Here is a 22,856-nt window from a genome sequence, read left to right as displayed (position 1 = left end):
TATGCCATGCTTGAATATTTTGCCATAGCTATTAGTTTATTTTTTGCCATGAATATAGGTGCAAGTGGGGCAGCAGCTTCAATGGGAGTTGCTTATGGGGCAGGTGCTATTAAAAAGGCTTGGCAAGCATTATTATTATGCGCCATAGGCGTTTATAGCGGAGCGGTGTTGGGCGGAGGAGAAGTAGTCAAAACGATTAGCTCAGGTATTATGCCTCAGGAGTACATTACGGTTAAAATTGTTATCATTATTTTAATTTCTGCAACAAGCAGTTTATTTTTTGCCAACCTTTTAGGCATCCCATTATCTACCAGTGAGGTTACCGTCGGCGCAGTTGTTGGTGTGGGAATAGCTTATAAAGTGTTATTCGTCCAATCTTTGCTGGTCATTATGTCCTTTTGGGTTATTGTCCCACTTATAGCTTTTGTAATGGCCCTTATATTGGGGAAGTTGTTATATAAATTACAACTTAGGGGGCTATTAAAAGATCATCCGATTTTAACGATTCTACTTGTATTAGCAGGATTTTTTGAAGCCTTTTCGGCAGGTATGAATAACGTGGCGAATGCAGTTGGGCCGCTGGTAGGTGCTGGCATGATGGATGTTACTATCGGCATTATGCTTGGGGGTGCATTTGTAGCTGCAGGAGCTATCCTACTTGGTAAACGAGTTCTTGAAACAAACGGTAAAAAAATTATGCGTTTTCAAAAGGCAGAGGGTATTTTAATTTCAAGTACTGGGGCGCTACTCGTAGGCATAAGCTCTATTTTTGGACTTCCAGTACCACTAACGCAAGTAACATCTTCCTCTATTATCGGCATGGGAATGGCGAAAAACGGAAAACAAATTTTTCATAAGCATATTGTGAAAAAGATTATTCGTATATGGGTTGTATCCCCCATCTTTTCATTAGCCATTTCTTATTTTTTAGTACAGTTGTTTTTAGAAAAAGATCTATATGCGGTTATTATAAATGGCAGCATTATCGTTGGAACGCTTGGAGTTATTAGTTTAATGCGTACCATTCGAGAAGAAGAGCAATCCATATATGATGCAGGTGAGGGAATTTAATTTTACTAGTGTTACTACATCATTGATGTTGATCTTACTATTAAACTTAGTATTTAACTAGAATTAGGAGGAGATAATATGAGTTTACAACCACATGGAGGGTTTCTTGTGCAAGCTTTTCATCCCGATAAGGAAATAACATCTATTCATAAGGAGATTGAGCTGGATGCCATTTCTTTGAGTGATTTAGAGTTAATTGCCATAGGAGGCTACAGTCCCATCCAAGGGTTTTTAACACAAGCAGATTATGAATCTGTGGTGGAAAAAAGTCGATTAGTATCAGGTATAGTATGGAGTATTCCAATTACCCTCCCAGTGACGGAAGAGAAAGCAGCAACCTTACAACCTGGTGAAGAGGTAAAACTAGTCTATCAAGGTGAAACTTTTGGTGTTATTCAGGTGGCTGATATTTTTGAGCCGAATAAGCGAAAAGAGGCTTTACTTGTTTATGGCACTGAGGATTTAGCACATCCTGGAGTTCACAAGCTACATGAACGTCCTGCCATATATGTTGGTGGAAAAATTACGTTAATTAAACGTCTAGCACAAAAGTTTCCTACGTATTCATTTGATCCAGTGGAAACCCGACAACTATTTGCTTCAAAGGGTTGGCAAACCATTGTGGGCTTTCAAACGCGTAACCCAGTGCATCGGGCCCATGAATATATCCAAAAGGCAGCACTTGAAACGATAGATGGTTTATTTTTAAACCCTCTTGTTGGTGAAACAAAATCGGATGATGTATCTGCGGCTATCCGTATGGAGAGCTATGAGATTTTATTGAAAAATTACTATCCTGAAAATCGTGTGCAATTAGGTGTATTTCCAGCTGCTATGCGTTACGCAGGACCAAGGGAGGCCATTTTCCATGCGCTTGTAAGGAAAAATTATGGCTGTACACATTTTATCGTGGGTAGAGATCATGCAGGTGTTGGGGATTACTATGGCACGTACGATGCCCAAAAAATCTTTGAACAGTTTACGGAAGATGAATTAGGGATTATTCCATTGAAGTTTGAGCATAGTTTTTATTGTCAGCAGTGTGAAGGGATGGCTACTACAAAAACTTGTCCCCATGATAGCTCTGCCCATATTATTTTATCAGGTACAAAAGTACGAGAGATGCTTCGCAATGGAGAAGTACCACCAAGTACATTTAGCCGTAAAGAGGTAGTAGACGTACTAATAAAAGGCATGCAGAAGGAGGTAGTCAAATGAGTTCAAATATTGTTTGGCATGAAGCCTCTGTTACAAAAGATGAGCGTCGCTCTCAAAATAAACATCAAAGCTTTATTTTATGGTTTACGGGTTTGTCTGCTTCAGGAAAATCATCTATAGCCAATGCATTTGCCCGTCAATTATATGAAAGGGGTAATCAAGCTTTTGTGTTGGATGGCGATAATGTCCGTCATGGCTTAAATAAGGATTTAGGTTTTGATGAGTCAGGGCGTAAAGAAAACATCCGTCGTATAGGGGAAGTTTCGAAGCTTTTTATAGAAAGCGGTCAAATTGTGCTAACGGCATTTATTTCACCTTATCGAGAAGATCGTCAAGTAGTTCGTGAGCTTGTTGAAGATGGTGAATTTATAGAAGTCTTTGTAAAGTGTTCAGTAGAAACATGTGAAAAAAGGGATCCAAAGGGACTATATAAAAAAGCTAGAAAAGCAGAGATTGCAAATTTTACTGGTATTAGCGCTCCTTATGAGGAACCCGAAAACCCAGAAATTATTTTAGATTCAGAACATCATACTGTAGAAGAATGTGTGGAACAGTTGACTAGTATTTTAACTGCCAAAGGCTATATTTAACTAACCAATAAAAAAATCTGCTCGTTCATAATGATTGAGCAGATTTTTTATATGTTTTATCGAACATCTTGTTCTTTTTTCATTCTGTCAATTTCAGGGCCTAATTCATCACGTACTGTACCTTTCCAAGGCTTTACACCAGCAATATAAGAGGATCGAGTCATAATATGTCCTCCAACAGGGCCAGTGATGAAGAGGAATAGTATACCTAATAATATACGTGGATTAAAATGATCTTCAATTAGCCAAAAGTGAAAGAATACACCAATTAGTACGCACATAACACCAAGTGTAGCACTTTTTGAGGCAGCATGTGCTCGCGTATATAAATCAGGTAGGCGGATAAGCCCAATGGCTGTGACGACAATAAAAAGTACTCCAACAGAAATGAAAAAAATAACTAAACTATTAGCGAGAATTGTCACGTTTAATGATATCTCCTTTCTCTATGAATTTAGAGAAAGCAACTGTCCCAATAAATGATAAAATCGCTAGTAATAAAATAATCTCAAGGAAGAAGCTTGTTTCCACTAGTATTGAAAATAATCCAATCAAGGAAATAAGAGAGACACCCAGTGAATCCAAAGCGACAACACGGTCAGATGCAGAAGGTCCTTTAATCATTCGATAAATGACCGCAATCATCGATAAGCAAATCACTACAATGACTGCAATAATAAATGTTGTCATGATTTACTCACCTCCAAAATCGCTTTCTCAAATGAATCTCGAATGGAAGCAACAGCCTCATCCACATCGTTTATATCAATAGCATGTACATATAATGTTTTAGCATCATCGGATACATGTACGACTACAGTCCCGGGCGTTAAAGTAATAAGGCTGGATAGTAAAGTAATTTCCCAGTCTTCCGTTAATACAGTAGGGTAAGCAAAAAAGGCAGGCTGCATGTCCAATTTAGGCTTTAATACTACCTTCAGGACTTGCACATTCGCTAATACTAACTCTTTAAAGAACAGCGAAGTCAATTTTAAAATGGCCCATAGTCGGTAGACATAAAGACGAGACTTAAAAAATCTTCGCATTATTATGAGCAGAATGATACCCATTAAGAACCCAATTATAAAGCCGGTTGCTGTGTAATTAGAGGATAGGAACATCCATACGAAGGCAAGTACAAAGTTTAAAATCATTTGAAATGCCATAGCGTTAATCCCCCTTCATCACAGCATCTATATAGATTGATGGATCATTTAAAAGTTTTGCTGCATCGTCCATAAATGGCGTCATCCATTCGGAACCCACACCATATACGACAGAAATAAGTACTAATAGGGCTGAAGGCATAAACAGCATCTTGTAGATAGATTTGTCAACGGTACCCTTTGTTTCTTTCTCCTCGCCCCAAAAGGCATAGATGAAGATACGGATGACTGATAATAGTACGAGCAGTGAGGACGCTAATATGAAAATACTACTCCACATATTTCCCGCTTCAAAACCACCTTGAACAATCAAAAGTTTGCCCACAAATCCGCTAAGTGGTGGAATTCCGGCTAAGCCAAATGCTGCAATTAAATAACACCAACCAAGCACCGGGTATTTCTTCATCAGGCCACCCATCTTACGCAAATCAGATGTACCTGTAATGTAGATGATAATACCGATTAACATAAAGAGTGCAGCCTTTATGAGCATATCGTGTACTAAATAAAACATCGCTCCCTTTAAAGAAGCTTCATTCATTTGTGAGACACCAAATAAAATAACTCCTACAGCAATGACAATATTGTAGATAATAATAAGTTTGACATCAAAGTAGGCGAGTGCCCCAATGCATCCAGCTACAATTGTAGCAATGGCAAGTACCATCAATAAATCATGAGTATATGATAAATCGTGTACAAAGAATAGTGTATAGGTACGTGTAATTGCATAGACACCTACCTTTGTGAGCAATGCACCGAATAGTGTTAATACAGGTATAGGCGCTGCTGCATACGAAGTAGGAAGCCAAAAATACAATGGGAAAATGGCTGCTTTTAATCCGAAAACCATTAAAAAGAGTACAGCTATAACCGTAATGATACCTGGCTGATTGATTTCAGCTATTTTAACGGCAATATCAGCCATGTTCAATGTTCCTACAACCGAGTATAAAAAGGCTACGGTAATGACAAATAAGGCCGACGAAATAACATTAATTAAAATATATTTGATCGATCCTTTCAGTTGCCCTTTCTCGCCACCTAGCACGATCAGTAAATATGAAGCCATTAATAATACTTCGAAGAAAACGAATAAGTTAAAAATATCACCTGTAGTAAAAGCCCCATTAACCCCAGTTAAAATAAACATGATACCAGGGTAATAAAAGAATCTTTCCCGTTCCTTCGTAATAGAACCAAAGCCATACCAAACAACAAAAAAAGCAATTAACAATGTTGTTGTAACGAGCAATGCGGATACCATATCAGAAACCATGGTAATGCCATAAGGGACAGGCCAATCTCCAAAGGTAACCTTTTGGATACCATCATGTTTCACTTTCAATAGAAGTGAAATGGCAGTAATCAAGGATATCCCGATTCCAAGTAATGAAAATGTTCGTTGATACATTAAATTTTTTTGCCCAAACATTAAAATCATACCGAAGAAAAACGGAATGATGATAGGCAGCAGTAGGAAGTTATTCATCCTCATCACTTCCTCTCATTAAGCTAATATCATCAGTTTGTAGCTCCTGATAGGAACGATATGCTAGCACAAGGAAAAACGCTGTGACGCCAAAGCTAATAACAATAGCGGTTAAAATAAGTGCCTGGGGTAATGGATCTGCAAAGGGTTTAGCTCCTTCGTTTAACACGGGTGGAGCCTCACCACCAAGACCACCCATCGTTAATATCAGTAGGTGAGCACCGTGACTTAAAAGTCCCGTACCAATAATAATTCGTAATAAACTTTTTGATAAAATTAAATAGACAGCTGCCATAAAGAGGAAGCCAATGACAAAGGCCATAATTATTTCCATTATTCATCCTCTCCAATCGTTTGAATAATGGTCATCGTAACACCCACAACAACCAGATAGACACCGCTATCAAAAAGCATAGCCGTGTGTAAAGACTGTTTGCCTAGAAGCGGTAAATCGAAATAATTAAAGAAATGCGTAAAAAAAGGTTCGCCAACAAACATAGGAAATGCCGCAGTGGCAAGGGCTAATAATAAACCAATAGCCGTTAAATACGTGTAATTAATAGGTAAAATATGTCGTACAGTACGAATATCAAAGGCTAACACTAATAGCACGATGGCACTGGAGGTTAAAAGTCCTCCAACAAAGCCACCACCAGGCGTGTAATGACCTGCTAAAAAAATATGAATGGAGAAGAAGAAAATAATGAAAAATACAATTTTAGCCGTAAATTGTATTATCACATCATTTGTTTTCATGTGTTTTCTCCTTTCTATTCATGCGCAATTTAATCATAGCCAAAATGGCCATTCCAGCAATACCGAGCACTGTAATTTCAAACAATGTATCAAAGCCACGATAGTCTACTAAAATTACATTAACAATATTTCCTCCGCCCGCTAAGGAGTAAACGGTTTCCTCATAGTATTTAGAAATAGAAGGAATAAGTTTTTGTGAATGAGCAGATAATGCGACAAGTGTTACCATGGCACCTATTGTAATAGATACAACAGCTCGATTTAATTGAAATCTCATACGTTCTTCTCGTTTACCAAGTTTTGGCAGATGGTAGAATGCCATTAAAAAGAGAGCAACAGATATAGTCTCTATAACAAGCTGTGTTAAGGCTAAATCTGGCGCATTAAAAATAACAAAAAATAATGCTACCGTATAACCAACAGAGCCAAGACCTATAATGGCTGTTAAACGCGATTTGGCTAGTATAGTGATAGCTGTTCCAATTAATAAAACCACGACTAAAATAATTTCATAGGGTCTAATTGGAGCTGTCTCTTGGAATGAAAAACTAAAGGCATTTTTCACAAAAAGCGAACCAATGACGATAATAGCAATACCACTAAACATATAAAGTAGATAATGACGCATTGACCCCGTCATGTAGAGTCGAGAAAGGCGATTCAAGCCAACATCTAACCCCTGCATAATTTTGTCATAAGCATTATTCAAGGTGAAAGCCTTTGGGAATCGTTGATACATCCCTTGCCATTTCGGTAGTGATACAAATAGCAGTACTCCTATGATAATAATTCCTATCGTCATTAGAAGCTCTGGATTGATTCCATGCCAGGCAGATACATGAATGTCAATATCTTGTGGTACCTCGTATAAAAATGGCTGAATCGCTAGTACAGCAGGTTTGACAAATGTATCACCAATAAAATTCGGGATAAAGAATATAAGCACAACTAATCCTGCTAAAAGCATTGGAGAAACTAGCATCCCAATAGGTGCTTCATGTGGTTTATGCGGTAATTGTTCTGGTTTGTAGTTGCCATTAAATGTTCGGAAAACAAAATAAAAGCTATAAATAAATGTGAAAATACTAGCAACCCAAGCCACGATTGGGAAGAGCACTCCCCATGTATCGAAGCCAAAAAACTCAAACTTTTGAAGCGCGAGCATGGCTGTTAAAAACATTTCTTTACTTAAGAAGCCATTAAACGGTGGAAGACCAGCCATCGATAAGCTTCCTATTGCCGCAACTGTAAAACTGATAGGCATAATACTCATTAACCCACCCAATTTACGAATATCACGTGTCCCTGTTTCATGATCGATAATCCCAGCAATCATGAATAGGCTACCTTTAAATGTAGCGTGATTGATCAGATGGAAGATGGCAGCAAATGCCGCAAATTTAATTGTATCTAAGGATTCGTTGGCATGAAACGCAACTGCGCTTGCCCCAAGTAGTGACATAATAAGTCCAAGTTGACTGACGGTCGAGAAGGCAAGAATCCCTTTCAAGTCCGTTTGTTTGACTGCAAAGAATGAACCCCAGAATAAAGTTAAAATACCTATACCTGTTACAAGCCATACCCAGAGCTCAGAAGCCGCAAAAATTGGGGTAAAGCGTGCTACTAAATAAATACCTGCTTTGACCATTGTGGCAGAGTGAAGGTATGCACTTACTGGTGTAGGTGCTTCCATTGCATCTGGTAGCCAAATGTAAAATGGGAATTGAGCCGATTTTGTAAATGCTCCTAGAAGGAGTAACACAAGCGACCAAGTAAATAAAGGGTGATCAACTAGATTTGGAGCCATAACCATTAGCTCTCGAATGGAATAAGTTCCACCCATTAAGTAGAGAAGAACGAATCCACCTAACATCATTAAGCCACCGCCAACTGTTATCATCATTGACTTCAGTGCTCCAAGGCGTGACGCATCACGGTTATACCAATAACCAATGAGTAGGAATGAGGAAATGGACGTTAATTCCCAAAAGAAATAAAGTGTAATTAAATGATCTGACTGTACTACTCCAAGCATTGCAGACATAAATAACAGTAAGTAAACATAAAAATTATGTAATTTTTCTTTATGTTTATCTAAGTAAAAAATGGAGTAGAGGACAACTAATGATCCGATCCCAGTAATTAGTAGCGAGAATAATAAGCTAAGGCCATCCAAATAGGAGACGAAGGAAATATCAAGCGATGGAATCCAAGGAAGTTTAGCTGTAAACACTCCACCTTTAGCTACTTGTGCAATATAAGATGCATAAATCACCACGAGCGTAGCTGGAACAGCGAGAACAAACCAGCCAGTATGAATATTCTTTATGCTTTTATATAAAAATGGTACGAATATTGCAGCAAGCATGGGAATGAAAATATAAAGTACTTGTAACAAAAAAACCCTCCTTTATGCAGGTAAGTATATCAATTATAACGTACTTTAATCGGGAATGCATACGTACTATTGGGATTTAGCTTGCGGTAGTAGGAGAATTTTCGTTATATTATAAATAGGAAGTTATCAATAAAAATAGAGGAAAAAATTTTTTATGAAGAATCCGTATATCTATGGTTATTTACCATTAATTACAATTTTATTGTTTAGTTTGACATTTGGTATGTATGCAGTTGGAGAATCTTTACAAATTTTTCGAGCAATCGGTGTATATTCAGGTATGCGAGAATTTTTGTCTGATGTTGAATTACGTGTATTTTTACTCATTGTGTTTGCTATTGTTTTTTTTATGCTATTTTCAGCACTCAAACTAGTAGGAGAAACAATCCATGAGTTAGGAATGCTCTTTTTTTCAAAAGACAACGATGGAGCAACTGTTAGTCAAGCACGAGGCGGCTATATTATTTTGTTTATTGGTGCCATGTGTTCAGCATTTGCCATCCAATTTATTTATGTGTTAATAGGAATTTTTGTTCTAACTGTTTTTACATATTTCATTTATCTTATTTACAAAATGAGTCAATTTATGTCAATGGGCGGCACAATCGGTCTATTAATCTTTGAGCTTTTTATGTGGACTATTCTATTAACATTCATCGTTTATGTTGTATTGAAACTATATAATGGAATATTAGCAAGTCTGCCATTTGCTCAATAAATGCATACTGTAGGCAAAAGCCCTCGAGAATCTCAATCTCGAGGGCTTTTGCTATTTCTTAAATGACGGTTTGCATGGGGGTTCTGTTATTTTGCCTGGCACGTCCAAGTAACCCGTTCCTTTTTGTCATACAACCAAACTACTAATTTTACTCAAGTAAAACATTAAATAATTGATGATGAATTTTGTATTCTTCTAATTTTTGCATGGATTGAGGCTTATCATAGCCAATCCATACGGCCGCTGTATAGGTATCATTAAGTCCGGCAAGCCAATAGTCTCGATAGTCATTCGTTGTCCCTGTTTTGGCCCCAACGTAGCTGCTATTACTGTAGACTCCCTGTCCCGTACCGTTCGTCACAACATCGGCAAGTAGCTCACGCATGTATTTTACTGTTTTAGGAGACCAAATTTGATCACGCTGTGTATCCCAACTATAGAGTTCTGTTCCATCTAAAGCTGTCACTTTACGAATGCTATGTGCTAGAACATAAGATCCATCAATAAAGCTTGTATAGGCATCTGCTAGCTCTAAAGCTGTTACACCGTAAGTAAGCCCGCCCAAGGAAGCTGCATAATTATGGTCCTTTTCTACAATGGAGCGAAAATGAAAGCGATCTAAATATTGAAATGCTGTATCAATGCCAACTGTCTGGAAGAGTCGCAGTGCCGATGTATTGTAGCTATGTCGAAATGCAGTGCGCAGCGACACATCCCCATACTTGTAGCCCCCGTAGTTTTGAGGGCAAAATGATCCGACACAATAACTGCCACCATTTACAATCGAATCAGGTGTATGTGTTGTTGTTTCAAAGAAAGGAGCATAGACGGCCAGTGGCTTAAACGCGGAACCTGGCTGCCGTGTTCCCTGAAATGCACGATGATAATCAAACTTTTCATAGTTTTTTCCTGCATATAAGCTAACGATTTCTCTTGATTGGTTTTGAATAACAGCACCTGCTGCTTGCAATGAACCGGCACCTAAGGTAGCTGTCATTTGTTGTTCATCATGCCGCTGTTTTTGTGGATCCAACGCAGTGTTAATAATCAGTCCATTTTGAAATAATGAATCAAGTCGATTGTCTAATTGTGTCTTAATTTTTTTCTTCTCTTCCTCATTATCTGTATGGTTAAGTCGATCCGCATAGCCTTCTTTTTCTGCAACTAACCATTTTAATTCTTGAAGAACGTAAGTACTGTACATAGGATAGCTTTGAATTTTATCCTTAATATGCAATGTAATCGGTTTTGCCTTATAAGTTGTCGCTTCTTCCTTTGTAATGCTACCTTTCACGGCAAGTGTATCTAATAAGCGTTCTTGACGTGCTTTAGTTTGTTCAAAGTTTTTTAAAGGGTTATAAAGTGAAGGGTTATTGGGAATCGCTGCAATAAAAGCAATTTCAGCTATAGATAATTGCTGAAGTGGTCTTTGAAAATAATAGGTTGCTGCTCCACCAATACCGTAAACTTGATTGCTAAAATAGGACTCGTTAAGATACATGGTTAATATTGCTTCTTTATCGAATTCTTTTTCTAATTCATAAGCATAAAAAAGTTCGGTTAATTTTCGTTCATATGTTTTTTCATCAGATAAATAACGCATTCGAACAAGCTGCTGTGTAATCGTACTGCCACCCTGTGAGCTAGTACTTGTACTTGAATTGGCGACTACTGCACGCATAATAGCACTTAAATCAAAGCCAATGTGTTCATAAAAGTCGGCATCCTCACTTGCAATGAATATTTCCTGGGCAATTTGTGGAATTTCTTGCAATGTTAATGGCTGCCGCCATTCGACATATTCTTCACTAAATGTTTGCCCATTTTGATCCTTAAGTGTTATAGGGAGCTGGGGTTGTACTTCAGGTAAATGAATCGCCTGTGAAATTTGTTCTTCATGTGCTTGTGCTGTATTGATTTCTGTTCGTATGTTTGTGCTAATCCACCATAGAACAGGTAGGGAAAGAAGTATAATAAAAAACCCAAAAGCCTTTTTCATGTGTGCCTCCACTCTTTCTATGAATCCTTCAACAGAATAACATATTTTGGATTGATTCCAAATACTCGGTCAGACCTATTTCCATTGTTTTTAGAAAGGAAGTTAAAAGTGCATAAATCGTCAATACTTTGTTGAAGAAAACCAATCGGAATTATGTTAGACTAAAATGAGGTCAAGAAGGATGAATTGTCATCTTTTTCATTGAAACTGAAAATTATCATTAAAGGAGAGACTTCCATGTTTCCACAATTAACAACAGACGTACAAGCAGGCGAAGTGCTTGTAGAAATGAACACAACATTAGGTGCAGTTAAAATTAAGCTGTTCCCAGAGTTTGCACCAAAAACTGTTGAAAACTTTTTGGGTCATGCTAAATCAGGTTATTATAACGGCATCATTTTCCACCGAGTTATTCAAGACTTTATGATTCAAGGTGGTGACCCAACAGGAACAGGTATGGGAGGAGAGTCAATTTGGGGTGATTCTTTTGAAGATGAATTCTCAGATAAATTGTTTAACCTACGTGGTGCGCTATCAATGGCTAACGCTGGTCCAAACACAAATGGTTCTCAATTCTTTATCGTACAAATGAAACATCTTCCAAGCGATATGCTTCGTCAATTACAAGGAGCAGGCTTCCCAGAGGAAATTATCGAAGCTTATGCACAAAATGGTGGTACTCCTTGGTTAGACCATAAACATACTGTATTCGGTCATGTTGTAGAAGGAATGGATATTGTAGATAAAATTGCGGATGTAGAAAAAGATCCTCGTGATAAGCCATTAGAAGATGTGAAAATTGAGTCAATTACAGTCTTTGAATAATAATTATAAGGACGTGTAGAGCATGGAAAACTTAATGTATCAATTTTTATATTTCCCTGAAGATAAATCAGGATATATTCCAGCAGCATTTGAATTTTTAATCATGCTTATTTTATGTGTAATCGTGTTTACGCTTTTCCGAAAAATTTCTAAAAAGCAGGAAATGAAATCAAAGGAAATTGAAGCGCGTATATTAGCAGAAAAGAAAAGCACAAACAACCAACAAAATGTCTAATGAAAAAGAATCTGCCTCCAATGGAGACAGATTCTTTATTTTAAATTTTTCTTTTTGAACGACGAACCATGTTTTGTATTGTTTTGAAGGCATGGAAGCAAACGAGTACAATGGATAGGCCAATTCCACTTAAGGCGGTAATGAAGGCAACCCATTCGAACGGTGTATAGCTCCAAACACTATCTAAATCATTACTGTCCTTCCATTCTTCAATGACTAAATTCATTCCGTAAATACCGGAAATAACCGTAAATACGGTTAAAATAAATAGTAAATTATTGCTTCGATTATCGGATTGATCTTCTTGTGTTCGATATAGGCTGTTCAATGTCGCTTTTGTTCCTACATAATGTTCATTAATACGGAAATGCTTTCGTAGCATTTGAGCTATTTCTCTACCTTCAGTCCGAACAACGACCTCTTCAAAATAATAACGTGCAGAAAACTCTGTGATAAGTTCGATTAATTCATTAACAATTTGTTTATCTTTCCCCCATTTAATTTCACTGTATTCATAGGAAAGCTTTAGAAGCATCATTTTATAAAAATAATGAATGAATAAATTGTAATAGTGAGTCCCCATAAACTCCTGAATGCTATGTGAACAATGTTCAAAAGGCCTATTTGTAAGTGTCATTTGTGACTGTGCTGAAGAGATAATAAAACTATTAGGTGCCCACCGTGTATGGGCGTGTTCCTGCACATAGTTTGAAATATATTGAGAGTTAGTACTCGAAATAAAGGGCTTGCCATCAGGTGTTCTTCCATCTACTTGCCCTAATCGAAAAAGATGCTCAGGTAATAGTTCTGCTTTTTCATCACAAATTAAATAGGCTGAGGAAAACATTCGCTCATCTTCAAAAAAAGGTAACCCTTCATAGGTATGGTCTTGGTGATGCTGAAGGAACGGTTTTAAGAAGGGGATAAAATAGTTGAATAATAGTTCACTTGTTGAATCACAATGACCGAATGAGAAATGATGACTAGCGCCTTTTTCCTCTCGCAGTTTTGCCTCCAGCACCCTAAAGTAATGAATAAAATTTAAAATATCACTAATATCATATTGGTTGTCTATGCTTGTTCGAACGGTGACGATGCCATTGCCGAAAGGGCATAGTGTCACATCGATGCTCATAAGCTCGTAGTTAATACAATTTTCATGATGGTGTAAGGCTCCTTGTGTATAGAATGCTTTTGAGAAGCGAAGAAAGTCTGGGCTATCCATTTTATTTGGAAATAATTTATCCTCAAGAAAGGGATAGAAAAATTGGGCAAGCTCCTCATGTATAATTGTTATGTCTCCATAAAAGGCATGTTCAAGATTAGCGTTGTTCAATTCAAAAAAAGAAAATCCTTCTTCTAAAAGGGTATGACCAATCTTTTGCCGATCTTTTATTTGGTAGGCGAAGGGAAATAAGAATGTCATATATGCACGCTCAATTGTTAAAGGAACTAAGTCCATTTGAAAACACCCCTTTTTCCATCCGTTTGTTAAGAAACTTTTCCACATCGTAAGAATTTTAAACATATAAAAAGAAGGAATCCTAAATAATCAGAATTCCTTCTCTTATTTTTATTGTTCAAAGGCTTTTTTAAAGCGCTCTACGCCGTCTCGTACTGTTTCAAATGAACAAGCTACATTCATACGTAGGAAGCCTCGACCCTCTTCTCCGTATTTTGTACCTGGCTCTAATGCCAGTTGACCAATTTCTAATAGTCGTTTCATAATGTCTTTTTCTTCAAGCTTAAGCTCTCGATAATCAATCCATATTAAATAAGTGGATTGTGGTTTAATGATGCGAATGCCTGGAATCTGCTCTAACTCGGCTTTGACATAATCCATATTTGCTGAAATATACGGCAGCAATTCATCTAGCCAAGGGGTGCCTTCCGTATACGCAGCTTGCAATGCTACAGAGGCAAAAGTATTTAAAGAGCCTTGTCCACTTGCCATATTCACGGCTTCTAGCTGTAGACGTTTTTTCTTATCTGGCACAATCATATAGGAAACTTGAATACCTGCTAAATTAAATGTTTTAGTAGGAGCCATACACGTTACGATCCGATTGATTTCATCGCCTGCTATTTTGGCAATAGGAATATGCTTTTCTCCATTGATCATTAAATCAGCATGAATTTCATCTGAAATAATAAGAACATCGTATTGAGCACAGAGTCTTACAATTTCCTTTAAAGTAGCTTCATCCCATACATAACCTCCAGGGTTGTGAGGGTTGCATAATATGTAGGCTTTCACATTTTGAGCTAGTGCCTGTTCAAAAGCTTCAAAATCTACGATAAATTTACCATCATTTTTTTCAACTAGCGGACAGCTTACCACTTCGCGTCCATTGCTTTTTGGAATGTTAAAAAATGGTGGGTAAACGGGTGTTGATATAAGGACTTTATCTCCTGGATTAGTAAAGGCTACAATGCTATTTGCTAAGGCGGCAACAACACCATTACAGAATACGATAGAATCCTTGTCAATTTGCCAATCATGACGAGTATTTTGCCAGTCCACTATTGACTGTATTGCTTCCTCGCTCATAAAGCTATAACCAAAAACAGTACGTTCAGCATGTTCCTGCAATGCTTTTGAAACGGCTGTCGGAGCAGCAAAATCCATATCAGCTACCCACATTGGCAATATCTCGGACGCATCGTTTAGTCCATAAACCATTTTCATTGCGTCCCATTTTACGGAGTTTGTAAAACGGCGTTTGATAGTTTGATCAAAAATAGACAAGCAAATCACTCTTTTCTTTTTTATTTACTATGGTATCATACGATTATGATCAAAGGATAAATAGGTGAGTATTTTGGAAAATGTAAAAATGAATCAAGCAGCTGTGCATCTGCTAGAGGAGTGGGATCCATTCCACTTAGGTCCAGACCATTATGATACGGAAACAGCAGATGTTGTAGCGGCATTGCAAGGAATCGATGATCCGTCGACACTTGCAAAAGTTATTCAAGAAACATATGAGCATTCGTTTGAGCAATGGATTCCTTTTGAGGAATGTGTAGCCATTTCTTACAAACTGATTGCTATTAAATTTGAAGCAAAATGTATTATTTAAAATATTTTGCATATTTCCTATAAAAAAGGGGTTGTCATGTGACAACCTCTTTTTTCATCCTAATGTTAGAGGTTCTTTATTCTTATTTAAATAATGGTAAGATGCCCTGAATGAAAATAATTAATATAGCAATAGGGGACACGTAGCGAATTAACATGTACCAAATTGTAAATATCCAACTAGATGCGGCTAGCTCTTTACGTGAAATATCTTTTGTATAATAATAACCTGCAAAAATTGATATGAGCAGAGCACCAATAGGCATTCCGATGCTGTTGGTCATAAAATCAACAAAATCAAAAATAGAACGGTCTAAAATCTTCACATCTGATAGTATACCAAATGACAATGCACTAGGAATACCAACAATAAAGATAATGATGCCACCAATCCATGCAATTTTTTTCCGTTTTTCTGGCTTATCTCCGATTGCTATTGCTACGACAATTTCTAACATGGAGATGGAAGATGTAACTGTGGCAAATAGTAATAAAATAAAGAAGATGGTTAAGAAAAGAGCACCGAGAGGCAGTTGCTCGAAAACAGCCGGCAAAATAATGAATACGAGGCCAGGTCCTTGATCGGGTGTATAGCCAAGTGCGAATACTGCTGGGAAAATAACAAGACCAGCAAGTAAAGAGATGATGATGTTCATAGATGCAACATTAATGGCTGAGTTACCAATTTTTTCTGTTTTCGATAGATAGGAAGCATAGGTAATCATAACCGCAATACCAACACTTAATGAGAAAAATGCTTGTCCTAATGCCATTAAAAATGTTTCGGCATTCAGGTAAGACCAATCTGGCACAAACATAAATTTAACGCCTTCCATTGCTCCATCCAATGTTAAAGAGCGTATGACTAATATAATGAAGAAAATAAACAAGAGCGGCATCATCCATGTGCTGGCTTTTTCAATGCCACCCTTAATACCAGCTGACACAATGACTACTGTCAATAACATAAATAGCCCTTGCACAAGAACTGCTTCAAATGGACTCGCAATTATATTGCCAAATAAATCTGCATAATTGATGTCAGAACCTGCATTCGTTAGCTTAAAAGTAAAGGCACGACCCAAATAGCTTAAAATCCACCCACCTACAACACTATAGAAAGATAAGATAAGGCCCGCAATGACCATACCGCCCCATCCAATTAAATACCATGGCTTTCCTGGCGCCTGTTCTTTAAAGGATGTGACAGCATCCTTTTGTCCACGACGACCAATCATAAACTCTGCAATGAGTACTGGTAAGCCGATAAAGAATGTACATAAAACGAATAATAAAATAAAGACACTACCACCATTAGTACCAGCCATATATGGGAATTTCCAAATGGCTCCTAGTCCTATAGCACTTCCAGCAGCAGCTAAAATAAACCCAATTTTAGTTGTAAATTGATCTCTTGATGACACAAAAATAAAGCCTCCTTATACTAAAGTTTTATTTTACCGCATTATTTTCATAACACAAGCAAATATCTGAATATTGACTAGGGTGTTTCTACACTAGTAGCCATTGAGATGGAATTTTAGTTGGGTACTTCCTTTATTGGTAAAAAATCTTATTGATATGTAACAATTAGGATATTTCTGTCGTTCCATAAACAAAAGGAGGGATCGCTTTGGTAGAGGCCGATTTAATAGCAAGAGCACAGCAAGGAGACAAAGATGCCTATATCGACCTAATTCGAATTCATCAACAGACAGTTGAAAGGTTTGCCTTTCAGTGTGGCGTACATAGCAATGATTTAGCTGATGTTTCACAGGAGGTATTTGTTAAACTGTATCGCTTTTTACATCAATTTAAACAGGATCGGTTTACGACATGGCTCTATAAAATTACATTGAATGCTACACGGGATTATTATCGGAAGGAACAGAGAGAACTGGCGAAAGGGGACAAGCTTAATGCGCATCGTCAAACTATTTTTCTCTCTGCTGAAGACGATGTTCTTTTATTTGAAGAAGATAGAACTTTACATAATGCTATTCAATCCCTAGATGAAAAATATCGGTACCCTATCGTACTGTATTATTTTCACGAGTTAAAATACGAAGAAATCGCAGAGGTTTTAAATATTTCATTATCAACGGTCAAAGTACGGCTATTACGTGCGAAAGAAAAGTTGAAGGCAGCATTAATGCAAGAAGGGAGTGTTGAAAATGGATGATAAACAATTTAATCAACGTATAGCACTACTGAAAAAATCCTATGAGCGAATGGAGTCAAAACTAGATCCACAACATGTACTTCAGCAAATTGAAAATGAAGATGCCATTAGGGATTCTCAAGAAACCATAAATACGATTCTAAAGTCTTCAGCAAAATGGCAAAAGCCTGCTGTTTGGATTGCTAGCATCGCCAGCGTTTTATTAGTTGGACTATTAATATCATCGTTTATGCTCCACCCATCAACTCTCGTGCATTCAAATGAAGAAAAGATAGAAAGCAGCTATGAAGAATGGTTCTCTAGCTTACAAAAGAAGTATCAAGAGAAACGTGAAAAAACACGTGTTGAGCTTGACATACCTGAGGAAGACTTTAAGAAACTCTCGTTTGTTGAATCTGCTGATTATAAATACAATGATAAAGCTAAAAATAAAAAAATAGTACTAAATAAAATGGCTTATGATCCTAAATATTTAACACAGTTAGAGCAAGAGATACTAGACAGTTTGCAAACACCTCGAGAGCTGATAGAGCGGATTGAAACGTACGAAAATCCGATGTCATTTGCCGAGTCTAGATATTTCTTTAGCATATATTACCCAACAAAAGATGTTTTGCAATATTATACAAATGAACTTTCCCAATATAATAAAGTACTGTCACAAAAAAAGAAAGATTATCCTAAAGAACTAAATCAATTAATTGCAACGGCCAAAAAACAATATTTCGAGTTGTCTTATGATGGACAAAACTATAGTTTTAGAACGAATCCGATTTTTATGAAAGATGCACCAGTATCCATTGACCGTCTTCATCCTGATATATTAGGTTATTTTAAATATTTGGCTACAGGCTCTTTATTCAATGGTGAGGATTTACGTTTTTCTGCAGAAGAATCTGCTCGTATTTTAAAATTATACGAAAGAACATTAGTTAATGATTTATCAAATTCATACCTCGATTTCCAATTGCGAAATTTAAACAAAGAGTTTGAAAATACGTGGCTTGTACTTTTGAAAGGTGATGACAAAACTAGATACTCACCAGAACATATAGAGCTATTAAATGATACGGCTAATGGGAAGTATGGGGAATCGATGCGTTTGACCGCACAATTCATCCTCGAAGAATTTAAGAGAGAAGGAACATCCAAAACCATAGACAAACTAACAAGACAGGATATTAGGATGGAGCTTTCATATTTGAGTAATGAAGTCTATATAGAAATATATGATGGTTCAACAGGTTTACAAATTGATAACCGTTGGATTATCCAAACGGAAGGTTTATACAACGCGTATGTGTCAAGTAAAGATGATACCATCCTAGATTCATTAAACCCAATGAATGTTGTGAGCCTATTCTTATATGCACAAGGAAAAGGCGATCAAGAAACAGTAAAACAGTTAGTGTCTCAAGCTGTAGATGTGGATAAATTGGTTCAATTTGATGGTATGCAACATTTTACAGTTCTATATGCAACAGATACATCCCAAACAACCATTAAAGTAGGTGTTAAACCAGAATCCATTCAAATGATTGGCCAGCGCTTAACCTTCCAATTAGGTACAGTTCCTATAGAAAAAGGAGAAAAACGTTTCATCATTACAGCTATTCCCGAATAAGGAGATTTTTTGCCCCGTTTTTACACGTATGTTATAATTTAAGCGATATATACGTAGCAAACCAAAAGAAAGTGGGCAAAGGTTATGGTAAAAAAATATGAATTAGGAGACGTGTTGACCGGAAAAGTTACAGGTATTCAACCATACGGTGCATTTGTTGCATTAGATGACAATACGCAAGGCCTTGTGCATATTTCGGAAATAACATACGGCTTTGTGAAGGACGTTAGTGAATTTTTAGCTGTTGGGCAAGAAGTAGCGGTCAAGATACTTGAAATCGATGAAGAGGCCGAAAAAATTAGTTTATCGATGAGAGCGCTACAGGAACGCCCAGTAACCGTAAGAAAAAAAGAATCACCACCACGAAAATCATTGCAGGACCGTGTAGATGAATCGGATGCGAATGGTTTTAATTCCTTAAAAGATAAATTACAGGACTGGATTGAGCAATCTGGACAATAAAAAAGCGAGGATACTTTCAGCGTGAAGGTATTCCTCGTTTTTTATTATTGCTTTTTTATTTTTCGGATTCGATATTGAAGGTTTTGTCTACTCATCCCAAGTGCATTCGCTGCTTTTGTAATATTGCCCTCATATAAATTTAAGACATTTTGCACATAATATGATTCGGCTTCGCGCAAATAAGCATCTAATGGCATGACATCGTGATTTTGATGGAACATAAAGAATTCTGGTTCACGGTTATTGGTATCTTGCTGCTGTACCTTGAAGCGGAAATGAAGCGGCAATAGATCGGAGGTAACCGTAGATTCTATCGTCATAAATGAAACAATTTCATCCAATAATAACTCGAGTTCCTTTAAATTGCCAGGCCAATCATATTGTAAGAATAATTCCTGTACATCTGGTGCTAGCTCTGTAACTTGTGAAGCAAATCGTTCTCGATGTCGGCTAAAATAATCATCCACAAATGGGAGAATATCTTCTTTTCGATCAGTTAAATTGGGAATCGTAATAGCCATCGTTGCAAAGAAATAATAAAGTGATTTGGACAGTTTTTTTTCAGCAATTAATGTAATCGGATCGCTACCTACACTGCCAATTAACATATACTTGGACTGCGGTAGAGATTGGAGTATATCTAATAGCTGTTCTTGAATGTCTAAGCTCAAAAAATCAATGCGCTCAAAGAAAAAGGTATAGTCTTTATCTTCTTCTAAAAGCTGATTTAATTTATCAAGCACCGATTGAGCTGAACGACGACTAACGAGTGTCATAAAGGCTTCAGGATCTGGTGAAGCTGCGTGGTGGATGCCTTCAGCTACTAAATCCTTGCCTGTCCCGGATTCCCCAATTAATAATACCGGTAATTTTACAGCCGCTGCTTTTTTAGCATTTTCGATGACTTGCTTCATTGCTTCAGATTTAGCTTTTATCATGTCAAACGTCAAAGGCTCATCATAACGACGAAGGGGTTGATAAACAAGCTTTTCCAATGATGTAATATCACGTGCAAATTCTATTGCACCATTTAGTTTTCCTTCTACAATAAGTGGAAAAGTATCATTAATGGTTGTAATTTCATGGCCATTTTTATTCCAATAGGTTTGTTTAACATTAATTTCTTTCTTTCCGGTTTGCAATACACGCATTAATGTACTTTCGTGCTGACGGAAGGAAAACATTTCAATAATCGAACGATCCGCAAGTTCATCAAAATGGAATCCTTCAATTTCTTTCATTTTTGTATTATAAATAATCGTCTTGCCGGATAGGTCTACTGCATGAATACCAACGGATACATTTGTTGCAATAAACTCATAAAAAGGTAGTAAAGGTTCAGAATTTTTCATAAAAATGTGCACCTCAAAAATTTTTTACTTGAAATATGCAACGAAATTTTGCATTATAATAAGTGTAAGAATATTTTATACGCAAAGATATTTTGCGTCAATGTTTTTTGCATACCCAAATACATCTCACAAGGGAGGATTAAGTATGATTCCATACAAACACGAACCATTCACAGATTTTTCACAAGAGGCAAACTACAATGCTTATGTAGAGGCTTTAAATAAAGTTGAAGGTTACTTAGGGCAAGACTACCCACTTATTATCGGTGGTGAGCGTATTACAACGGAAGATAAAATTGTTTCGTACAATCCTGCAAAGAAAACAGAAGTTATCGGCCGTGTGTCAAAAGCAAGCAAAGATTTAGCTGAAAAAGCGATGCAAGCAGCAGATGAAACATTCAAAACTTGGAAAAAGGTAGATCCAGCTATTCGTGCAGACGTTCTTTTCAAAGCAGCAGCTATTATTCGTCGTCGTAAACATGAATTCTCAGCATTATTAACAAAAGAAGCTGGGAAACCATGGGCTGAGGCAGATGCAGATACAGCAGAAGCAATCGACTTCTTAGAATACTATGGTCGCCAAATGCTACGCATTAAAAACGGTCAACCAGTAGAAAGCCGTCCAGGTGAATACAACCGCTATGACTATATTCCACTAGGAATCGGTATCGTCATCTCACCTTGGAACTTCCCATTTGCGATTATGGCTGGTACAACAGTGGCTGCTTTAGTAACAGGTAACACAGTATTACTAAAACCAGCTTCTACAACACCAGTAGTGGCATATAAATTTATCGAAGTATTAGAAGAAGCAGGTCTTCCAGCAGGAGCTGTTAACTTTGTACCAGGTTCTGGTGCAGAAGTGGGCGACTACTTAGTGGATCACCCAAAAACTCGTTTCATCAGCTTCACAGGTTCACGTGATGTTGGTTTACGTATTAACCAACGAGCATCTGTCCTAAATGATGGTCAAATTTGGATCAAACGCGTTATCGCTGAAATGGGCGGTAAAGATACAATCGTTGTCGATAAAGAAGCAGATCTTGAATTAGCTGCACAATCGATCGTGAAATCAGCATTTGGTTTCTCAGGTCAAAAATGTTCAGCATGTTCTCGTGCTGTTATCGTAGAAGATGTGTATGACCAAGTAGTGAACCGTGTAGAAGAGTTAACAAACGCACTAACAGTTGGAGATCCAACAGATTTCAGCAACTTCATGGCAACGGTTATTGACCAAGCAGCATTCAATAAAATTACGGAATACATCGAAATCGGTAAAGGCGAAGGTCGTCTAGTAGCTGGTGGTACAGCAGATGATACAGTAGGTTACTTCGTACAACCAACTGTATTTGCGGACGTAGAGCCTTCTGCACGTATTATGAAAGAAGAAATCTTCGGACCAGTAGTAGCGATTGCAAAAGCAAAGGATTTCGATCATGCGATTGAAATTGCGAACGATACAGAATACGGTTTAACAGGTGCTGTCATTACGACAAACCGCATGAACTTAGAAAAAGCACGTGAAGAATTCCATGTTGGAAACCTTTACTTCAACCGTGGTTGTACAGGTGCGATTGTTGGCTACCAACCATTTGGTGGCTTCAACATGTCAGGTACAGACTCAAAAGCTGGTGGCCCAGACTACCTACAACTTCACATGCAAGCAAAAACAACTTCTGAAATGCT

At 37.3% G+C, this 22,856-nt stretch carries 23 protein-coding genes; 11 read left to right on the top strand and 12 right to left on the bottom strand.

All coding sequences use genetic code 11. From position 1 onward, the window contains the following. The first annotated feature begins 6 nt into the window (after positions 1 to 6). The 3 genes from cysP to cysC all read left to right on the top strand — a co-directional run bounded on the left by cysP (position 7) and on the right by cysC (position 2,879). The gene (cysP, locus tag AC3CH7_RS17925; RefSeq protein ID WP_036166476.1) at positions 7 to 1,071 is read left to right on the top strand and encodes a sulfate permease; all 1,065 of its coding nucleotides are present in this window, start codon (positions 7 to 9) and stop codon (positions 1,069 to 1,071) included. A 78-nt stretch (positions 1,072 to 1,149) separates the two neighbouring features. Beyond that, a complete protein-coding gene (gene sat / locus AC3CH7_RS17920; protein ID WP_031418541.1) occupies positions 1,150 to 2,289 on the top strand; it encodes a sulfate adenylyltransferase in 1,140 nt (379 codons plus the stop codon). Next, on the top strand, positions 2,286 to 2,879 hold the full coding sequence (cysC, locus tag AC3CH7_RS17915) for an adenylyl-sulfate kinase (RefSeq protein ID WP_012292375.1): 594 nt from the start codon (positions 2,286 to 2,288) through the stop codon (positions 2,877 to 2,879). The genes sat and cysC overlap by 4 nt, the downstream gene beginning before the upstream one ends. A 56-nt stretch (positions 2,880 to 2,935) precedes the next feature. Here the strand turns inward: cysC and mnhG are convergent, their stop codons facing one another. The 7 genes from mnhG to AC3CH7_RS17880 are packed head-to-tail and all read right to left on the bottom strand — an operon-like array spanning position 2,936 to position 8,691. Next, entirely contained in the window at positions 2,936 to 3,304 is a 369-nt protein-coding gene (gene mnhG, locus AC3CH7_RS17910; protein ID WP_012292376.1) for a monovalent cation/H(+) antiporter subunit G, read from the bottom strand. After that, a complete protein-coding gene (locus tag AC3CH7_RS17905; RefSeq protein WP_012292377.1) occupies positions 3,288 to 3,569 on the bottom strand; it encodes a Na(+)/H(+) antiporter subunit F1 in 282 nt (93 codons plus the stop codon). Before AC3CH7_RS17905 ends, mnhG begins: the two co-directional genes overlap by 17 nt. Next, complete coding sequence (locus AC3CH7_RS17900) at positions 3,566 to 4,045, bottom strand: Na+/H+ antiporter subunit E (protein WP_012292378.1); 480 nt, start codon at positions 4,043 to 4,045, stop codon at positions 3,566 to 3,568. The genes AC3CH7_RS17905 and AC3CH7_RS17900 overlap by 4 nt, the downstream gene beginning before the upstream one ends. 4 nt (positions 4,046 to 4,049) lie before the next feature. Further along, the gene (locus AC3CH7_RS17895; protein ID WP_012292379.1) at positions 4,050 to 5,537 is read right to left on the bottom strand and encodes a Na+/H+ antiporter subunit D; all 1,488 of its coding nucleotides are present in this window, start codon (positions 5,535 to 5,537) and stop codon (positions 4,050 to 4,052) included. After that, positions 5,530 to 5,871: a Na(+)/H(+) antiporter subunit C gene (locus tag AC3CH7_RS17890; RefSeq protein WP_012292380.1), complete on the bottom strand. Its 342-nt coding sequence runs from the start codon at positions 5,869 to 5,871 to the stop codon at positions 5,530 to 5,532. Before AC3CH7_RS17890 ends, AC3CH7_RS17895 begins: the two co-directional genes overlap by 8 nt. Then, positions 5,871 to 6,293, bottom strand: coding sequence for a Na(+)/H(+) antiporter subunit B (locus AC3CH7_RS17885; RefSeq protein ID WP_012292381.1), 423 nt, complete (start codon positions 6,291 to 6,293; stop codon positions 5,871 to 5,873). The genes AC3CH7_RS17890 and AC3CH7_RS17885 overlap by 1 nt, the downstream gene beginning before the upstream one ends. Continuing rightward, positions 6,280 to 8,691, bottom strand: coding sequence for a Na+/H+ antiporter subunit A (locus AC3CH7_RS17880; protein WP_099806397.1), 2,412 nt, complete (start codon positions 8,689 to 8,691; stop codon positions 6,280 to 6,282). Before AC3CH7_RS17880 ends, AC3CH7_RS17885 begins: the two co-directional genes overlap by 14 nt. Before the next feature lie 154 nt (positions 8,692 to 8,845). On the opposite strand from AC3CH7_RS17880, the gene AC3CH7_RS17875 reads away from it, so the two are divergent. Beyond that, entirely contained in the window at positions 8,846 to 9,409 is a 564-nt protein-coding gene (locus AC3CH7_RS17875) for a DUF5366 family protein (RefSeq protein ID WP_099806398.1), read from the top strand. Positions 9,410 to 9,557: 148 nt separating this feature from the next. Here the strand turns inward: AC3CH7_RS17875 and AC3CH7_RS17870 are convergent, their stop codons facing one another. Continuing rightward, positions 9,558 to 11,408 (bottom strand): transglycosylase domain-containing protein, encoded by a 1,851-nt coding sequence (locus AC3CH7_RS17870; RefSeq protein ID WP_197150249.1) that lies wholly within the window; start codon positions 11,406 to 11,408, stop codon positions 9,558 to 9,560. Positions 11,409 to 11,645: 237 nt separating this feature from the next. On the opposite strand from AC3CH7_RS17870, the gene AC3CH7_RS17865 reads away from it, so the two are divergent. Both AC3CH7_RS17865 and AC3CH7_RS17860 read left to right on the top strand, forming a co-directional pair. Then, the gene (locus AC3CH7_RS17865) at positions 11,646 to 12,233 is read left to right on the top strand and encodes a peptidylprolyl isomerase (protein WP_012292385.1); all 588 of its coding nucleotides are present in this window, start codon (positions 11,646 to 11,648) and stop codon (positions 12,231 to 12,233) included. A gap of 22 nt (positions 12,234 to 12,255) precedes the next feature. Beyond that, positions 12,256 to 12,468: a hypothetical protein gene (locus AC3CH7_RS17860; RefSeq protein ID WP_012292386.1), complete on the top strand. Its 213-nt coding sequence runs from the start codon at positions 12,256 to 12,258 to the stop codon at positions 12,466 to 12,468. A 40-nt stretch (positions 12,469 to 12,508) separates the two neighbouring features. Here the strand turns inward: AC3CH7_RS17860 and AC3CH7_RS17855 are convergent, their stop codons facing one another. Both AC3CH7_RS17855 and AC3CH7_RS17850 read right to left on the bottom strand, forming a co-directional pair. Then, on the bottom strand, positions 12,509 to 13,930 hold the full coding sequence (locus AC3CH7_RS17855) for a magnesium transporter CorA family protein (protein WP_036166487.1): 1,422 nt from the start codon (positions 13,928 to 13,930) through the stop codon (positions 12,509 to 12,511). 111 nt (positions 13,931 to 14,041) lie between these two features. Continuing rightward, a complete protein-coding gene (locus AC3CH7_RS17850) occupies positions 14,042 to 15,217 on the bottom strand; it encodes a MalY/PatB family protein (protein ID WP_031418536.1) in 1,176 nt (391 codons plus the stop codon). A gap of 73 nt (positions 15,218 to 15,290) precedes the next feature. On the opposite strand from AC3CH7_RS17850, the gene AC3CH7_RS17845 reads away from it, so the two are divergent. Next, complete coding sequence (locus tag AC3CH7_RS17845) at positions 15,291 to 15,551, top strand: DUF1871 family protein (protein WP_031418535.1); 261 nt, start codon at positions 15,291 to 15,293, stop codon at positions 15,549 to 15,551. Positions 15,552 to 15,633: 82 nt separating this feature from the next. Here the strand turns inward: AC3CH7_RS17845 and AC3CH7_RS17840 are convergent, their stop codons facing one another. Beyond that, on the bottom strand, positions 15,634 to 16,974 hold the full coding sequence (locus AC3CH7_RS17840) for a sodium-dependent transporter (protein WP_031418534.1): 1,341 nt from the start codon (positions 16,972 to 16,974) through the stop codon (positions 15,634 to 15,636). A 209-nt stretch (positions 16,975 to 17,183) separates the two neighbouring features. Between AC3CH7_RS17840 and AC3CH7_RS17835 the strand changes: the two genes are divergently transcribed. The 3 genes from AC3CH7_RS17835 (at position 17,184) to yugI (ending at position 19,818) form a co-directional block, all read left to right on the top strand. Further along, a complete protein-coding gene (locus tag AC3CH7_RS17835; RefSeq protein WP_012292392.1) occupies positions 17,184 to 17,732 on the top strand; it encodes an RNA polymerase sigma factor in 549 nt (182 codons plus the stop codon). Further along, positions 17,725 to 19,356: a hypothetical protein gene (locus AC3CH7_RS17830; RefSeq protein ID WP_012292393.1), complete on the top strand. Its 1,632-nt coding sequence runs from the start codon at positions 17,725 to 17,727 to the stop codon at positions 19,354 to 19,356. The genes AC3CH7_RS17835 and AC3CH7_RS17830 overlap by 8 nt, the downstream gene beginning before the upstream one ends. 84 nt (positions 19,357 to 19,440) lie before the next feature. Further along, complete coding sequence (gene yugI / locus AC3CH7_RS17825; protein ID WP_012292394.1) at positions 19,441 to 19,818, top strand: S1 domain-containing post-transcriptional regulator GSP13; 378 nt, start codon at positions 19,441 to 19,443, stop codon at positions 19,816 to 19,818. Between the two features lie 44 nt (positions 19,819 to 19,862). On the opposite strand, the gene AC3CH7_RS17820 is transcribed toward yugI, so the two are convergent. Next, positions 19,863 to 21,170 carry an AAA-type ATPase lid domain-containing protein gene (locus AC3CH7_RS17820; RefSeq protein WP_488381798.1) on the bottom strand — a complete coding sequence of 436 codons (1,308 nt, stop codon included), beginning with the start codon at positions 21,168 to 21,170 and terminating at the stop codon, positions 19,863 to 19,865. A gap of 145 nt (positions 21,171 to 21,315) precedes the next feature. Here AC3CH7_RS17820 and pruA point away from each other — a divergent pair. Then, positions 21,316 to 22,856 (top strand): L-glutamate gamma-semialdehyde dehydrogenase (gene pruA, locus AC3CH7_RS17815; RefSeq protein ID WP_061504551.1); only part of this gene is annotated, 1,541 nt, incomplete at its 3' end.

Source organism: Lysinibacillus sp. F12 (assembly GCF_057773605.1).
The sequence above is the reverse complement of the archived record's forward strand: the minus strand, read 5'-3'. Positions and strand labels throughout refer to the sequence as shown.

Bases quoted from the DNA above. Each gene is read 5' to 3' on its own strand.
- AC3CH7_RS17820 (WP_488381798.1), bottom strand. From the start codon at position 21,170: ATGAAAAATTCTGAACCTTTACTACCTTTTTATGAGTTTATTGCAACA.
- AC3CH7_RS17865 (WP_012292385.1), top strand. From the start codon at position 11,646: ATGTTTCCACAATTAACAACAGACGTACAAGCAGGCGAAGTGCTTGTA.
- AC3CH7_RS17905 (WP_012292377.1), bottom strand. From the start codon at position 3,569: ATGACAACATTTATTATTGCAGTCATTGTAGTGATTTGCTTATCGATG.
- AC3CH7_RS17885 (WP_012292381.1), bottom strand. From the start codon at position 6,293: ATGAAAACAAATGATGTGATAATACAATTTACGGCTAAAATTGTATTT.
- AC3CH7_RS17830 (WP_012292393.1), top strand. From the start codon at position 17,725: ATGGATGATAAACAATTTAATCAACGTATAGCACTACTGAAAAAATCC.
- sat (WP_031418541.1), top strand. From the start codon at position 1,150: ATGAGTTTACAACCACATGGAGGGTTTCTTGTGCAAGCTTTTCATCCC.
- yugI (WP_012292394.1), top strand. From the start codon at position 19,441: ATGGTAAAAAAATATGAATTAGGAGACGTGTTGACCGGAAAAGTTACA.
- AC3CH7_RS17900 (WP_012292378.1), bottom strand. From the start codon at position 4,045: ATGGCATTTCAAATGATTTTAAACTTTGTACTTGCCTTCGTATGGATG.
- AC3CH7_RS17870 (WP_197150249.1), bottom strand. From the start codon at position 11,408: ATGAAAAAGGCTTTTGGGTTTTTTATTATACTTCTTTCCCTACCTGTT.
- AC3CH7_RS17890 (WP_012292380.1), bottom strand. From the start codon at position 5,871: ATGGAAATAATTATGGCCTTTGTCATTGGCTTCCTCTTTATGGCAGCT.
- AC3CH7_RS17860 (WP_012292386.1), top strand. From the start codon at position 12,256: ATGGAAAACTTAATGTATCAATTTTTATATTTCCCTGAAGATAAATCA.
- cysC (WP_012292375.1), top strand. From the start codon at position 2,286: ATGAGTTCAAATATTGTTTGGCATGAAGCCTCTGTTACAAAAGATGAG.
- AC3CH7_RS17895 (WP_012292379.1), bottom strand. From the start codon at position 5,537: ATGAATAACTTCCTACTGCTGCCTATCATCATTCCGTTTTTCTTCGGT.
- AC3CH7_RS17855 (WP_036166487.1), bottom strand. From the start codon at position 13,930: ATGGACTTAGTTCCTTTAACAATTGAGCGTGCATATATGACATTCTTA.
- cysP (WP_036166476.1), top strand. From the start codon at position 7: ATGCTTGAATATTTTGCCATAGCTATTAGTTTATTTTTTGCCATGAAT.
- AC3CH7_RS17875 (WP_099806398.1), top strand. From the start codon at position 8,846: ATGAAGAATCCGTATATCTATGGTTATTTACCATTAATTACAATTTTA.